Source organism: Oceanobacillus sp. FSL K6-2867 (assembly GCF_037963145.1).
Lineage (GTDB): Bacteria > Bacillota > Bacilli > Bacillales > Amphibacillaceae > Oceanobacillus.
The window spans coordinates 627,929-642,975 of record NZ_CP150144.1; the positions used below are offsets into that span (position 1 = coordinate 627,929).

Annotated in this window: 17 protein-coding genes; 11 read left to right on the forward strand and 6 right to left on the reverse strand. The window is 37.1% G+C overall.

Annotated features, from left to right (window positions below):
- Nucleotides 1–288 precede the first annotated feature (288 nt).
- Complete coding sequence (locus NSQ77_RS02925; RefSeq protein WP_339228732.1) at nucleotides 289–699, reverse strand: Lrp/AsnC family transcriptional regulator; 411 nt, start codon at nucleotides 697–699, stop codon at nucleotides 289–291.
- 125 nt (nucleotides 700–824) lie between these two features.
- Between NSQ77_RS02925 and NSQ77_RS02930 the strand changes: the two genes are divergently transcribed.
- Together NSQ77_RS02930 and NSQ77_RS02935 are read left to right on the forward strand one after the other, a co-directional pair.
- Nucleotides 825–1,586 carry an MBL fold metallo-hydrolase gene (locus NSQ77_RS02930; protein WP_339228733.1) on the forward strand — a complete coding sequence of 254 codons (762 nt, stop codon included), beginning with the start codon at nucleotides 825–827 and terminating at the stop codon, nucleotides 1,584–1,586.
- A 29-nt stretch (nucleotides 1,587–1,615) separates the two neighbouring features.
- Nucleotides 1,616–2,023 carry an ester cyclase gene (locus tag NSQ77_RS02935; RefSeq protein ID WP_339228734.1) on the forward strand — a complete coding sequence of 136 codons (408 nt, stop codon included), beginning with the start codon at nucleotides 1,616–1,618 and terminating at the stop codon, nucleotides 2,021–2,023.
- A gap of 296 nt (nucleotides 2,024–2,319) precedes the next feature.
- On the opposite strand, the gene NSQ77_RS02940 is transcribed toward NSQ77_RS02935, so the two are convergent.
- A complete protein-coding gene (locus tag NSQ77_RS02940) occupies nucleotides 2,320–2,778 on the reverse strand; it encodes a hypothetical protein (RefSeq protein ID WP_339228735.1) in 459 nt (152 codons plus the stop codon).
- 640 nt (nucleotides 2,779–3,418) lie between these two features.
- Here NSQ77_RS02940 and hpaB point away from each other — a divergent pair.
- Together hpaB and NSQ77_RS02950 are read left to right on the forward strand one after the other, a co-directional pair.
- Nucleotides 3,419–4,861 (forward strand): 4-hydroxyphenylacetate 3-monooxygenase, oxygenase component, encoded by a 1,443-nt coding sequence (hpaB, locus tag NSQ77_RS02945; RefSeq protein WP_339228736.1) that lies wholly within the window; start codon nucleotides 3,419–3,421, stop codon nucleotides 4,859–4,861.
- A gap of 137 nt (nucleotides 4,862–4,998) precedes the next feature.
- Complete coding sequence (locus NSQ77_RS02950) at nucleotides 4,999–5,217, forward strand: hypothetical protein (protein ID WP_339228737.1); 219 nt, start codon at nucleotides 4,999–5,001, stop codon at nucleotides 5,215–5,217.
- Nucleotides 5,218–5,458: 241 nt separating this feature from the next.
- Here the strand turns inward: NSQ77_RS02950 and NSQ77_RS02955 are convergent, their stop codons facing one another.
- Complete coding sequence (locus tag NSQ77_RS02955; protein ID WP_339230926.1) at nucleotides 5,459–5,773, reverse strand: DUF6526 family protein; 315 nt, start codon at nucleotides 5,771–5,773, stop codon at nucleotides 5,459–5,461.
- Nucleotides 5,774–5,857: 84 nt separating this feature from the next.
- On the opposite strand from NSQ77_RS02955, the gene NSQ77_RS02960 reads away from it, so the two are divergent.
- The 7 genes from NSQ77_RS02960 (at nucleotide 5,858) to NSQ77_RS02990 (ending at nucleotide 11,049) form a co-directional block, all read left to right on the forward strand.
- Nucleotides 5,858–6,439 carry a class D sortase gene (locus tag NSQ77_RS02960; protein ID WP_339228738.1) on the forward strand — a complete coding sequence of 194 codons (582 nt, stop codon included), beginning with the start codon at nucleotides 5,858–5,860 and terminating at the stop codon, nucleotides 6,437–6,439.
- Between the two features lie 104 nt (nucleotides 6,440–6,543).
- Nucleotides 6,544–7,191, forward strand: coding sequence for a hypothetical protein (locus NSQ77_RS02965; RefSeq protein ID WP_339228739.1), 648 nt, complete (start codon nucleotides 6,544–6,546; stop codon nucleotides 7,189–7,191).
- Entirely contained in the window at nucleotides 7,191–7,949 is a 759-nt protein-coding gene (locus tag NSQ77_RS02970; protein ID WP_339228740.1) for a cytochrome c biogenesis protein CcdA, read from the forward strand. Before NSQ77_RS02965 ends, NSQ77_RS02970 begins: the two co-directional genes overlap by 1 nt.
- Before the next feature lie 18 nt (nucleotides 7,950–7,967).
- Entirely contained in the window at nucleotides 7,968–8,558 is a 591-nt protein-coding gene (locus NSQ77_RS02975; protein ID WP_339228741.1) for a TlpA disulfide reductase family protein, read from the forward strand.
- A 29-nt stretch (nucleotides 8,559–8,587) separates the two neighbouring features.
- The gene (locus NSQ77_RS02980; protein ID WP_339228742.1) at nucleotides 8,588–9,220 is read left to right on the forward strand and encodes a redoxin domain-containing protein; all 633 of its coding nucleotides are present in this window, start codon (nucleotides 8,588–8,590) and stop codon (nucleotides 9,218–9,220) included.
- Nucleotides 9,221–9,257: 37 nt separating this feature from the next.
- The gene (locus tag NSQ77_RS02985) at nucleotides 9,258–9,941 is read left to right on the forward strand and encodes a response regulator transcription factor (protein WP_339228743.1); all 684 of its coding nucleotides are present in this window, start codon (nucleotides 9,258–9,260) and stop codon (nucleotides 9,939–9,941) included.
- Nucleotides 9,928–11,049, forward strand: coding sequence for an ATP-binding protein (locus NSQ77_RS02990; RefSeq protein ID WP_339228744.1), 1,122 nt, complete (start codon nucleotides 9,928–9,930; stop codon nucleotides 11,047–11,049). Before NSQ77_RS02985 ends, NSQ77_RS02990 begins: the two co-directional genes overlap by 14 nt.
- 522 nt (nucleotides 11,050–11,571) lie before the next feature.
- Here the strand turns inward: NSQ77_RS02990 and NSQ77_RS02995 are convergent.
- The 3 genes from NSQ77_RS02995 to NSQ77_RS03005 are packed head-to-tail and all read right to left on the reverse strand — an operon-like array spanning nucleotide 11,572 to nucleotide 14,984.
- Nucleotides 11,572–12,852, reverse strand: a complete 1,281-nt coding sequence (locus NSQ77_RS02995) for a (Fe-S)-binding protein (protein WP_339228745.1) — start codon at nucleotides 12,850–12,852, stop codon at nucleotides 11,572–11,574.
- The gene (locus NSQ77_RS03000) at nucleotides 12,845–14,257 is read right to left on the reverse strand and encodes an FAD-linked oxidase C-terminal domain-containing protein (RefSeq protein ID WP_339228746.1); all 1,413 of its coding nucleotides are present in this window, start codon (nucleotides 14,255–14,257) and stop codon (nucleotides 12,845–12,847) included. The genes NSQ77_RS02995 and NSQ77_RS03000 overlap by 8 nt, the downstream gene beginning before the upstream one ends.
- Nucleotides 14,250–14,984 (reverse strand): FadR/GntR family transcriptional regulator, encoded by a 735-nt coding sequence (locus tag NSQ77_RS03005; protein WP_339228747.1) that lies wholly within the window; start codon nucleotides 14,982–14,984, stop codon nucleotides 14,250–14,252. Before NSQ77_RS03005 ends, NSQ77_RS03000 begins: the two co-directional genes overlap by 8 nt.
- Between the last annotated feature and the right edge of the window lie 63 nt (nucleotides 14,985–15,047).

Genomic DNA, 15,047 nt, shown 5'->3' on the forward strand with positions numbered 1-15,047 from the left:
AGAAGGCTAATTCATCTATGCTGGCCTTCTGCGTTTATACCAGGTTACTAGTTGTGTATTGTCTCATAATACACCCTCCTTAATTGATGCAAACAACTTAACATTATTAATTTTAATTGTCAATCATACCAGTAAGTAAAGTCTAGATTATGCAAAAAAAGTATTATATATTGAACAAATTTCATTCCACATTTGGCCTGTTTCTACAAGATAGAGCGAATTTCTTATTTTTCTTGCACCCGTTTGTTTAAGTACATCTTTTCGCAAACTTTCAGTTGTATTGATTCACTATTTATCAATAACAATAGATAATTTATAGTTCGCATACTCGTTTAATTCTTCAAGAAATTGATTCATCAGTTCATTGGATGGAAAGTGACATTCGAGTATGTAACACCCATCTCCACTGATTTTATAGTTATTAATGAGATATTTTTCTTGTTTCTTTATAAAATTCAAATATGGTTGATGAGAAATGCTTTCTGTAATGATTGTAATAAAAGCATGTATATAGCAGCCTAATTTTACTTGGTTCACTTTAATCGTATATCCCTCAATCACACCACTGTCCTCTAATTTTTCAACTCTTGCTGAAGCAGCTGGTCCAGTTAAATGGATTTTTTCTCCCAACTCTTTTATGGTAATCCGACTATTTTTAGATAGTTCGTCTAAAATTCGTTTATCTGTATCATCAAACATTTCATTAACTCCTTTCAAAAAGAAAGTAAAACGGCCAAAAGACTTTGTTTATTCCATGTATTTACTATATGTCCCTAGTATAGAATATACATTGTCATTTAAAAAAACAATAAAGGAGTTTATTTATGAATATACATCAAATTCGTAATGCAACAATCGTTGTAGAATATGCAGGTAAGAAGTTTTTAGTTGATCCAATGCTAGCTGAAAAAGGTACCTACCCACCTTTTCCAAATGCACCAAGAGACGATCAATATAATCCGTTAGTTGATTTGCCAACTTCCATTGATACTATTATTAAAGATATTGATGCAGTCATCGTAACGCATCTTCACTATGATCATTGGGATGAGGTTGCAAAAGAAGTATTACCAAAGGATATCAAGTTATTTTCTCAAAATGAAGAGGATGCAACAGAAATTCGAAATGCTGGTTTTCAAAATGTAGAGGTCTTACAAGAGGACACTACCTTTGAAGGTATTCAATTAGTGAAAACAAAAGGTGAGCATGGAAGAGGAGAAATTCTGAAACTCGCTGGTCTAGTGTGTGGGGTTGTCTTCAAACATGATAGTGAGAAAACATTATATGTAGCAGGAGATACCGTATGGTATGACGCTGTCCAAGAAGTAATTGATACTCATAATCCAGAAGTTATCGTTGTAAATGCCGGGGATAATCACTTCAATGAAGGCGGTTCTCTCGTTATGAACAAAGATGATGTCTATGAAGTCTACAAAGCTGCTCCTGAGGCGAAAATTATCGCTGTCCATATGGAAGCAGTAAACCATTGGGGACTATCAAGAGAAGAATTAAAAAGCTTTATTATCGAAAAAGGTATCTCGTCAAATGTGTCCGTGCCAGATGACGGAGAATCGTATTCATTTTAAAATTAAAACAAAAAATGGGGGGGATAATTATGTCAGCAGAAGCTAATAAAGAATTAGTTCGCCGTTTTTTTGAAACGATAGAAAAAGAGAACTATGATGCTCTTAAAGATTTTTGTCATGAAGACTATGTATTTTATCCACAAATTGGTACCCCGTTTCCGGGTGTAGAAGGTCTTATAGAATCAGAAAAGAAAAACTTTGATGCTTTCCCAGGCTTTGAAATGCCGATTGTAGAAATGGTAGCTGAAGGTGATCTTGTAGCCGCTTATTTTATCTTTCAAGGAAAACATACGGGTATCCCATTTGCCGATGTCCCCGCAACTGGGAAAGAAGCTAGATTTTCTCTTATGATACTTTTACGTATCTCTGAAGGCAAAATTATTGAGCAACGATCTTTTGTAGATGTTCATGACATCATTCGTCAAATAAAGGATTAAGTAAAAAAATAAATTTATTTGTAAGGCAAGAGACCCTACCCGGGTCTCTTTTATTATTCTTTATAAACTATCTTATTGGTACGTATGGAAAGGATACTTCTTGTTATATCCTGTAAATGTTCTTTATATTAGCACAGACCACTAGCTCACCTATCAGTCACAAAAATGTGAATGAAAAATTGAAGTTCTAAGGTCATAAGTACAAATTGACAAAGAAAGGTCGGGCTTACGTAACGAATGAACTCATGCAATAATCCAATTTATTATTTACCTCCTTCGTAGAACAATCGCATCCTTTAGTCAAAAATCATTAGACCAACTGATGAACCAAGACCTGTTTGCCAAAAAAATAAAAATGTTACCATAAAGAGAAAACAAAAAGTTCGCCAAGCCTTAGCGGGGCGTACAAATTGAATGAAATAAAAGATACCCCAGATGACAAACGATAGCCCCATTGCAAAATGCATATAAGACTGTATTCCACCTTCACTCATCCCAGCCCCAAATGAGGCTAAAAGGTTAAATGACAACAATAAAAACAAAATGATAAAGTTATTTATGTGAAATGCTTTTTTACTCAAGTTTCCTGTAAATAAGATTGACGCGATTATTATTAAAACACCTATAAATATCAAAGGAATAGAGAGCGCAGAAAAAGGCCCACCATCATCATTTATCATCAATATAATACCACATGCAACTACCCCGACACCTATAAAGGCCAATACTTTTCCTATTTTAGACAATTTCTTCATTTTAGAACACCTACCTTGTGCTTATTATCAATCCCAATAAACAACAATATTTACTAAAACAGCCTAATTTAATGAAGTTGTTGCTACAATCGTTGCTCTTCTTTAATCTCCTCCTTCAAGGATTGCCCCCCTGAAGCTGAATAACAAAAACTACCCGGCATATTCCTAGACGGTGTCCCTTTCGTCTAAACTATAAAGAATGAAAATGAGAAACAAATAATTGATAAACCAATAAAAAATTTCCTCAATTCAGCAACATCTCTTTCTGATTAAAGGACCCTTTAATAAATACGTTTGAAAGAAATAGAAGTTCCATTTTAATTATATTTTCATTTGAAATTATCAAAACCCCCAGTTTTCTTATTGCACTTACCTTCCTCAATAGTGCAATAAGAAAAAAACCGCTGTATCTTAAAGTAAATCACTAAGTAATTGAATAAGGAATTGGAATGGATTACCTTCGTTTATCCATAAAGTCACCCGTGAAAAATAGAGATATCACATATCCAGTGTTTGTTCTCAGAAATGAATAATGACTGAATTCAAGACAGTAACATCCTAATAAAAACCGAATAAAATACAAAAAAGCATAGGCGTTTGTTCATACTCTGTAAAAATCATAAGGGGTGAAAGTGAATATATGTCAATCATTACAGGAAGTGAATATATTGATCGAATCAATCGTCTGCAAATGGATATATGGGCAGATGGCCATCCGGTCACAGGAGAAGTCTCTGAGCACCCAGCATTTAAAGGAGTTATAAGGAGCCAAGCAGCATTGTATGATTTACAACATGATAAATCATTACAAGATATCATGACCTATTCTTCTCCATCAACTAGTGAGCCAGTTGGGATGTCCTATTTGCAGCCAAAGACGAAAGAAGATCTGGTAAAAAGAAGAAAGATGGTCCAACAATGGGCTCTATCAACGAATGGCATGATGGGAAGAAGTCCAGACTATATGAATACAGTAGTGATGGCACTTGCATCATCCGCAGACCTTTTAAAGGGAAAGGAAAACTGCTTCCCCGAACATTTATTATCCTTTTATGAATATGCCCGTGAAAACGACATTTCCATGACACATACATTTATAAATCCGCAAGTCAATCGTGGGCAATTCTATTTTGAAGATACGGATGATGAACCAATTGCCACAAAGGTTGTAGACAAAACAGCTAAAGGTCTCATTATTAAAGGGGCTAGGCTATTGGCAACACAAGGCGGAATAACAGATGAAATTGTTGTACTTTCGGCTGGCGGAGTTCAGGATAAGGCGAATGGCTTTGCATTTTCTATACCCAGTAATACAAAAGGTTTAAAATTTATTTGCAGGGAATCATTTGTTGGGGGCGATTCCACATTTAACTATCCATTAAGTTCACGCTATGAAGAAATGGATACGATTGTAGTTTTCAATAATGTACTTGTTCCTTGGGAACGCGTGTTTTACTACAATAACCTGCAAATCTCTAATACTTTCATGAATGCTAGTTCCTTTCTACCATTCACTTTACATCAGGCTGTTTCCAGACAAATCGTAAAAACTGAATTTGTTTTAGGGGTAGCTCAGTCAATCATTGATTCAATCAATATCAGTGAATACCAACATGTACAGGAAAAGGTATCTGAGATTATCGTCGCATTGGAAACAATGAAAGCACTGATAATCAAATCAGAAGTTGAAGCTGAATTGGATGATTGGGGTTTTATGAGACCAAATCAAAAAACGCTGCAGGTAGCCTGTAATGTATTCCCACGGTCCTATGCGCGCTTCGGTGAAATTATCCAGCAACTAGGAGCAAGTGGATTAATGTCCATCCCAACAGAAAAGGCCTTTCGTTCATCACTGAAAAAAGACTTGGATCAATATTTGCAATCGAAAGCCGATGATGCTGAAACACGTGTCAGGATTTTCCGTTTAGCTTGGGAAATGACAATGAATGCCTTTGGTACACGGGAAATCCAGTATGAACGATTTTTCTTTGGTGATCCAATCCGGCTATCTAATGATTTGTATTTTTCGTATGATAAGGAACCATATGTAAAACGGGTGAAGACTTTGTTAGAGATGGACTGAAAATGAATCTGGCTTAATAAGCCAGATTCTGTGTAATAATCTGATTTACTTGATTAACCAATATATTTCTGTCATAGCTTTTTCTCAAGAAAAAAGCTGCTCTTTGTCCAATCATGACAATTCAAAGGGGAGCTGAATTGGTTCAAGAAGAAGATTTGACATATAAAATTGTTAAAAGCGACACAGGTCATTCGGGAATATCAATTATTGGTGTGACTGATGCTGATATCGTCCTCAAATTCGTTGTTGAGGATGATATCATTTTTCAACGTTTCATGATTTTTAAAAACGGTTTAATCATATGTAAAGAAAAATCTAATGGACAACGGTTATTTCGCTCTAATAGGCCTCTTTAGTGTTATTTTTGCATATTTCCCAAGGTTAAATTGCTTAGCTCTCATTTGGCAAATCAGGAGTAGTAATAAAATGGACAGTTCCTTGCTTCCTTCAGCTCAAGGATTCTGTCCATTTTCTTTTCAACTCTATCAAATAGTAATGCTCTTCTTCATTTGCAAACCTTGCACTCTCAAAAGCTGCTGCCTTTCTTAATACATATAATTCTTATTTTCATCAAACTTTCACATTGAGCAGCTACGATTAAGATGGAGAGATTTTTGATAGGTATGAATAAATATATGCGAGAGTTTCTTCGGTCCAAATTAATCTGTCTTGCAGGCTAAGTGCGTATTTTCGTGCAAGTATACCTGTAATAATAGTGAGAATCAAACCGAGTAAGAGAGCATGAGAAAAGGTAAAATTACCTTGCGCGATTACGGTGATCATGGATGTAATGCCAGCAAGGAGATAATCAGAGTCAGGGGCAGCCGGAAAAAACGCTGTTGCGGTTTGATTATCAGCAGATTGAGTTTGTTTTATAAAGCTGCCTCCTTTACATACCAGCGTGGGTATTATAGAGTTGTTATATGTAAATGCCTATGTAATGATTTGATTGAAATATAAAACAGATGATTAATTATGAGTTTGGAGTTGACCAGAGTGCTTAAAGTTTTCTCTTGGCTGTTAATTATTGCAGGCTTATCTATATTATCGATTGGCGGTTACCAGCTTTTGAGCTCGTCTGAAAAGGAAGAAGAGAGACTCTCGGAAGCATATGCAATTCTTGCCAATGGGGAACATACGTCCAAAGGCATAACGATAGAAGGGGTTACGGATATCGCGTATGAGACAGGAGAAACCATCGGATTACTGCATATTCCTAAATTGGATCGTCAAATAGCTATTATAGAGGGCACGGATGAAGAAGAGCTTGCAGAGGGGGTAGGTCATTACCATGACACAGGTCTTCCCGGACAGAATCGGCAAATCCTTTTATCGGGGCACAGGGATACTGTATTCAGGGATTTTGATCAATTAAAAGATGGAGATGAGTTCCATGTAAAAATGGAATATGGTACGTATATTTATCGAATAAGAGACCAGGAAGTTGTTGCAGCAGATAACACAACAGTGATTGATCCATCAAGAAAAGATGAATATTTAACAGTTTCCACCTGTTATCCTTTTTACATGATTGGAAGCGCACCTGACCGTTATGTGTTATATGCTTATCCTGAGTGAAATGAGTCAAATTCGCGAAACAAGCATTCGCCAGTCCTTTTTCATTAAACTTTCATATTGAACAGATATGATAATAATCAGCAGAGTAAACGGAGGAAATTCGAATGGCAATTGCAAGCAAAGCCGAAACGATTGGTGTTATCATTATCAGCTTGGCTGTCGGAGTAATTTTTCATTATTTCTTCAGTCATTTGCCTAAAAATGAGAAGAAAAAATATACAGATGAATTAATTTCACAGTTGATTAATTTCATCCTTTTTATCTGGGTCGGTAAGATTTTGTTGAGTGTATCCTTATTTGTTCAGGATCCGCTGGCAGTATTAGCTTATCCAGGAGATTCAAATGCCTTTTATTTAGCAGTTTTATTTACTGCCATCATCATTATTTATAAAACACTGCGTAAAAACCTGAATCTGTTTGTATTTGCTGAAGCACTTACATATGTATTTCTTATTTCATTATTTATCTATGAATTTTTACAATTGGTTCTAAAAGACGATATTTATTCGCTTGGATATCTCATCCTATCGGGCATACTGCTGATTATTTTTTTCTTTATACATGACCGTATTAAACTATTTTCCCTGTTAATGATGATTTTAACTGGATGGACTGTGGGGGTGCTTATTCTAAACTATATTTATCCTTTTGTTGCCGTATTTGGTTATCTCCTTGGTTGGGGTTTTATTATCACATTTTTCATCTTCTGCGGAGCCATTCTTATCTTATATGAAAAGAAAGGGAGATCATAATGGGAATTATTGAAACAGATACAATGTTGTTAGTAGGAGTGATTTTAGCAATTGGTGCAGGAGCAATGTCCTTTTTATCACCTTGTGTGCTTCCAATTTTTCCTGCCTATATGTCTTATATTACTGGGATTAGTGTAAAAGATTTACAAGGAAGTCAGGATACGAGAATTCGCGGGAAATTACTTAGCCACTCTTTTTTCTTTTTACTTGGGGTGTCTCTCGTGTTTATCAGTTTGGGCGCCGGCGCTTCATTTTTGGGACAATGGGTGCAAAATCTGCTAATTGGTGATACTGGTTTGTTGATTCAACGCATTGCCGGGATCTTTATTGTCTTTATGGGATTATTTGTTGCTGGATGGATTAATTTACCCACTTTGATGAAAGAGAGAAGAATACATCAAGCCAAGAAACCAGCAGGATTTCTTGGAACATTCTTTATCGGATTAGGATTTGCTGCTGGATGGACGCCTTGTATTGGTCCTATTTTTGGATCGATTCTGCTGCTGGCAGCATCAAATCCTGGACAAGGTGTATTCTATACGATTTTTTATGTCATCGGTTTTGCATTACCTTTTGTAGTGCTGACCTTTTTCCTCGGTTCAACGAAATGGATTGTACGGCACAGCGGTATTATTATGAAAGTCGGCGGCCTGTTAATGATTGTGATGGGATTGGTTTTATTCTTTGGTCTGATGCCTCGTATCTCCACATTTTTACTTGATTTAATACAAGATACATGGTTATCGCGATTAGGTTAATTACTGGAGGGATTTATAATGAAAAAAGCAATACCTATTGTCATTGTTATAGGGATGCTTGGTTGGGCATTATTTGATTTTATTGGATCATCAACCAATGAAGAGGTCGAAAATGATGCGATGTCAGGAAATAGTATCACTTCTCCACTGGAAGAAGATACAGAAGAAGTAGTGGAATCCGATGAAGTAGGGCTGGAAAGAGGGATGATTGCCCCGGATTTCGAAGTGATGACACTAAATGGTGAGCAAGTAAAATTATCGGATTATCGAGGGGAACGCGTTTTGCTGAACTTTTGGGCAACCTGGTGTCCTCCATGTCGGGCAGAAATGCCTGATATGCAAAAGCTGTACGAGGAAGAAGATGTTACGATATTAGCCTTAAATATGACAGAGACGGAGAATAATGTTGAAAGAGTTGAGGAATTTATTGATGAGCTTGGATTAACTTTTCCAGTTTTAATGGATGAAACATCTGATGTGATGACTTCTTATAAAGTTCAAGTATACCCAACATCTTATATGATTGATTCCAATGGAAGAATTCAATATATTACTCTTGGAGCGATGAATTATGATCAGATGCTGCAGCAAATGAGCAAAATCGATTAATTCGAACAAAAATACGGGATGTGTGCTTAATGAGAAGATTTTTATTGGCAATTGTACTACTTGGTATGGTTGGCTGGACTGTGTATGAATTTGCCCTTGCATCTGATAGTTCAGATAATGGACAAGAAATGGTATCGGATGACTCTGAGAGTGAAGAAGGGTTTGCAGCAGATGTAAAAAAAGCATTTGAAACAGCTGAAGCGGATGAAGCAGAAGAAGAAACTACAGCTGAAAAAGAGATTGGTCTCGAAATCGGAAACCTTGCTCCCGACTTTCAATTAACTACGTTGACTGGAGAAGAGACAGCATTGTCGGATTATCGCGGCAGCAAAATTATGCTTAATTTCTGGGCAACCTGGTGTCCTCCATGCCGTGCAGAAATGCCCGATATGGAGAAATTTCATCAGGATACAGATGTCGAAATTCTGGCAGTAAACTTAACGGAAACCGAGCCTCATCCCAATCAGGTTCAGCAATTTGCAGATGAATATGGATTAACTTTTCCTATTTTATTAGATGAGAAAGTCGAGGTTGCAACAATTTATGCGATACAGCCAGTACCTACTTCATTTATGATAGACTCAGAAGGTATTATTCAGTTTAAATCTATTGGTCCCTTAACATACGACCAGATGGTACAAGTCTCAAAAGATATGGATTAACCTTCTGTGTTAGTATATTAAGTATGAGGTGAGCAGGATGGAACAGACAATATTAGTTGTCGAAGATGATAAAATGATTCGAAACCTTATCAGCCTATATTTAAAAAAGGCTGGATATGCTGTTGCAGAGGCTGCTGACGGAGAAGAAGCAAAACAGGTATTTATGAAAATGCATCCTTGTATGGTAATACTTGATCTAATGCTGCCTAAACTTTCAGGAGAAGAATTTTGTATTTGGATTCGGGAACTGGAAAGAAATGAAGTTTCCATCATTATGTTATCAGCGAAAGTCCGTACAGAAGATAAAATCAATGGTTTAAAGCTTGGAGCAGATGATTATCTTGTAAAACCTTTTCACCCGGAAGAATTAATGGCCCATGTTGAAGCTGTATTACGGCGTACAGGACAGTTTTGCCAAAAGATTGCTTATGATGGTTTATGCATTAAACCTCGTAAAGGCGAAGTACTGTTGTTTGATAAAGAATTGAAGCTGACAAAGCATGAATTTAATCTTTTATATACATTTATGGAGAATCCGAATGTTGTTATTTCCAGGGAGAATTTAATGGACCAATTATATCCCTATGCAGATAAACTGGTATCCTACCGTACGATTGATGCCCATATAAAAAAGCTGCGGAAAAAAATTGAAAATAATCCGGCTGTTCCAGAGCGTATTACAACAGTACGGGGAATGGGGTATAAATTTGTTACGCAGTAAATTGCGGAGTATATTTTTCCCAAATCAGTTTATCTTCCTATTAACATTTATTAATATAGCCGTAACCGCAGTTTTTGTTGCCCTTAGCAGCTGGGCAATTTATAATACAGCCTGCTTATTGGCAGATGGCATGCTTTCCATGACAGTACAAAAACAGAATCTATTTGAATCAACATTATACCAATATCTATGGGTGTTCAGTCTTTGCGCTGTATTTTTAGGCGGACTTATTCATTATTATTTAACAAAGAAAGTCACTGAGCCATTAAAAAAATTAATTTTTTCAACAAAAAAGATGAAACAAGGTCAATATGTGCCGATTTCAGTAACTGTAAAACGAGATGGAGAAATCGGAGAGTTAATCAATCATTTCAATGAACTTGCACAGCAATTGGAAACGAATGAAAAGCAGCGAAGAAAATTGGTATCTGATTTATCTCATGAGTTTCGAACACCACTTACGAATTTAAATGGTTATTTGCGTGCATTGCAAAGTGGTATATTGGAAGGTGACGAAAGGCTGTATCAGGCACTTTATGAAGAGTCTTCAAAACTCACCCAGCTTGTAGAACAAATAGAAAAGCTGAAAGAATGGGATGATATGGCTGAACGGACAGTGGTTGAAAAAGAAGCGGTTAATATGAAGGAGTTTATTGGAAAATCCGTTAAAATATTCCATTGGACGCTGGAGCAGAATGACATGGATCTGGTTTTAGATGTGGAGTCAAGTATTGTTGCCATTGATTCTACAAGCATTTCACAAGTAATGAGTAATTTATTGGATAATGCTATCCGTTATTATAAGGGTACAGGGCCAATCATAATAAAAGGAGAAAAACTGCCTAGCGAATATAAAGTCTCTGTAACAGGGCCAGGACGGATAATTTCAAAAGCTGATAGAGAAAGAATTTTTGATAGATTTTATCGCACTGAAAAATCAAGATCCCGGAAATTAGGAGGATCGGGCTTAGGGCTAGCTATTTCAAAAGAAATAGTAGAACGGCATAATGGAAAAATAGGATTACAGTCAGAGAGTGATATACATACTTTTTGGTTTGTATTGCCTCATCTCCTTCAGACAACGGCTCACGATGGTGGTCTAGATTAGTCTTTCCATGCTAGGCCAGTCTCCGCTATATTTACGACGGCTTGATCAACGCTCGTCGCTCAAAAAGAGATTCATTGTAGGTGCTGAATCCCAAAAGTTAGAGTAAGAAAACTGACTTTTAGGGTTCAGCACCAATAGATCTGACCATTTTATTAATAGACGTTTTCAAAAAGCATCTACATACTTCAATAAATACGGAGTACCTGGGATTTCACTTTTGGGACCTGTAATCGGAACAAATCATATTGGAGCATTGGTTTGTATAGTAGGAAAAGCAGATAAAAAGAATATAGTACTCTGGCAAACTGTCAGTATAATTATCAGGGCTATAGGGACTGGCTTACATTTAACCTATGGCATGGATATCTACAATAATTAAAATGATTAAAAAGAAATAATAATATCAGTTTGATTCCCAGCTTTAACTGACAAAACAGGTGTTACAGAGTTTCAAAAATAACTAGAGCTATGGAAGAGGGTATTTTCTAACCCTCTATCCACTGCATTTCAGATTTCCCTTCATTAAGCTTCCACCCCGCAAGCCTCCGCCAATAATTCTATTAAATGAACAACCTGAATCTGTTCAGTCAATCCTTCTCGCTCTACTCCAACCTTCATTTGCAGGTGACAACCAGGATTTGTTGTAACTATTATTTCTGGTGTTATAGTGGTCAAGTGTTTCATTTTTTCATCAATCAATTCCATCGACTCATTATAATTTACAATATTGTAGATTCCCGCTGACCCACAGCACATATCCTTTTTCGGAAATTCTAAGTATGTGATCCCCGGTACAGATTTTAATAATCGCAATGGTTCATTTACCCGCTTCTGGACATTGCTCATATGACAGGATGGCTGATAGGTCACGGCTCTATTGATTTCCTTTTCAAATGGTAAATTCAACTGACTTAAAATAACACTAATATCAGCATTTTTTTCTGCAAACTGCTTTGCTCGATTCGCCCATTCTGGATCACCGGCAAATAATTTATCATACTCAACGAGCATGGCACCGCAGCCACCAATGCTGTTTACAATATAATCGAAGTTGTGTTTTTCAAATGCCTTAATATTTTCCTTCGCTAATCTTTTCGTAATTTCCGTTTCTCCGCTATGACTTTGTAAGGCTCCACAACAGGTTTGCTCTTTAATAACTGTCACTTCACATCCAGCTAATTGAAGTAATTTTATGCTTTGCGTGTTAATCGATGAAAACATTGTGTCCATCACACATCCTGTAAAAAATCCGATGCGAAATGCAGGACGCTGGATTGGCGGATAGTATTCCTCCCGTTTTCTGCGTTTGATACTGCCTTCTGCATTCGGGAGGATTTTCTCAAACGTACGTAGGTTTTCTGGTAAAACATTGGTTGCTCTTGCTTTATGTGCTACCTTTTGCAAGCCGGATTTTTGGTATAATGCAATTCCTCCGCCTACCGTATTTAAAATCTTTTTATTAGGTATCGTTTTATTAAATAAAAATTCCCGAAATAATTTTACGCGCTTTGGCGTTTCTTTTTTCTTATTTTCTTCAATAAATTCTTTTGCCGATTCTAAAATCGTCCCGTATTGTACATTTGTTGGACAAACCACTTCACATGCTCGACATCCAAGGCAAAGATTAATTGGCCCTTCTAATTCAGAATACGTAATTTTGCCTTCAGCTGCCATTTTCACTAAATTGATTCGCCCTCTTGGTGAGTGCGTTTCTTTCTCCATTGTTATATATGTTGGACAAGCTGGTAAGCAATAGCCGCATTGTACACAATCAAACGTTTCTTCATATGCTAGCTCAGCCATTAGTTAACACCAGCCTTTGACCCGGTTCCGGAAAAATTTTGCCAGGATTCAGCACATTTTTGGGGTCCCAGCTTTCTTTGATCCGCTTCATCATATCCAATCCAATTTCTCCGAGCTCCATTTCCATAAACGGAGCTTTTAATGTACCAATCCCATGCTCTCCAGATAATGTGCCACCAAGTTCAATAGCCGCTTCAAAGATTTCCTCTACCGCTTTTTCCACTCGGTGCATTTCTTCTTGATCACGTTTATCAGCAATAATATTCGGGTGCAAATTTCCATCACCCGCATGTCCGAATACGACTAAATTAATGTGATACTTTTCTCGAATTTCTTTTAATCGCTTAAACATTTCTGGAATCTTACTTCTTGGGATTGTTGCATCCTCCGAAATTTTTGTCGGCTTCTCACGGACAATCGCAGGTGATACAAGCTTTCTAGCCCTCCAGAGCTCACTTGCCTCTTCCGCCGTATTAGCTATTCTTACTTCGCTTGCTTGAGTAGATTCACATACCTGCTGAACACGTACAATTTCATCTTCTATTGCTGCCGGGTGACCATCTAATTCAATTAATAACAATGCTTCCGCCTCAATAGGAAGTCCAAGTGGTTCATAGGATTCAACGGCATTAATCGTTGCATTATCCATTATTTCCAGCTTGGAAGGCAAAATTCCAGAGCTTAAAATGTTCGTAATTGCTCGACCGGAATCAACTATGTCGTCAAATACTGCCATCAATGTTTGATTTGCTTGCGGTTTTGGAAAAAGCCGTAATGTAGCTTCAGTGATAATTCCTAATGTCCCTTCTGATCCAACGATTAATTTTGTTAAGTCGTATCCTGTTACATTTTTAACAGTTCTTCCACCTGTACGAATAACCTCTCCCTCTGGTGTTACAACCTCCAGTCCAATAACATAATCTTTTGTAACCCCGTATTTCAACCCACGAGGTCCTCCTGAATTTTCGGCTAAGTTGCCACCAATCGTTGAAACATTTGAGCTGCTCGGATCAGGCGGATAAATCATCCCTACCTCGATTGCGGCATTATTAATATCCGCGGTTATAACTCCTGGTGAAACAACCGCTACCATGTCTTCAGCATCAATGATTAATTTGTTATCCCATTTGGATAAATCAAAAACAATCCCACCTTTCACTGGTAAAGGACCGCCACTTAAACTTGTTCCTTGCCCACGAGGACAGACAGGTATTTCGTATTTATTTGCAAGCTTCATCATTTCGGCTACTTCTTCTGTCTCCTTTGGCTGAACAACTACATCTGGGAGATATACCCCAAACGAGGAGTCATAGGAATAACTATATAAATCTACTTTGTCTGTTAATATTCGCTTTTCATCCTTTATAATATCTTTTAACAACTGGATGATTGTGTCATTAATCATTCCGTATCCCTCCTGAATTTAAACGAAACTGCTGATGCCGCAATTTAATTCCTTGATGATGCTTCCACATCGCTTCTTTTGCTGCATCTGGTCTTCCTTCTATAATTGCACGAAAAATATGTTCATGCTCTTTTATAACCTGGTCATTCAATGAATCATCTGTTATGGAGTACGCTCGGCTCTCACGTAAATGGATCAAAATCTTATCAGCTACTAATTTAATAATCTCTAACATGACAGGGTTATTTGCAGCTTCAACAATTGTATAATGGAACTGGTAATCTTCCTTCATTGCAATCTTGCCTTCCAGACTTTGCACTAATAAATTTTCGTAGTCCGATTCCAACCGTTCTCTTTGGTGCTTCTTAATCCGTTTCGCCGCATAAAAAGCTGCGTCCCCTTCAATCGTCTGTCGCAATTCAATCAGATTCATAAAATCATACGGCTTATCTCCAATCAAGTTGGAAAATTCAAGAAGTGGTCCAGATTTAGCCTTCGTGTTCACATACATCCCTACTCCTGGCCTGACTGTGATAATCCCAGAGGATTCCAGAACAGTCATTGCCTCTTTTACAGAAGTTCTTGACACTTTAAACATCGTTGCAAGCGCTCGTTCTGACGGTAATTTATCGCCAGGCTGAATAGTTCCTTCAGCAATGGAATGTTTAATTTGATCAATAATCGTTTGATAGATTTTTTTCTTCTTTTGTATTGCTTGAAACTCCAAGTGATTCCCTCCATCCCAGCAGTTGGTCTAGTGGACAGTCCACAGAATATATGCAAATACCCC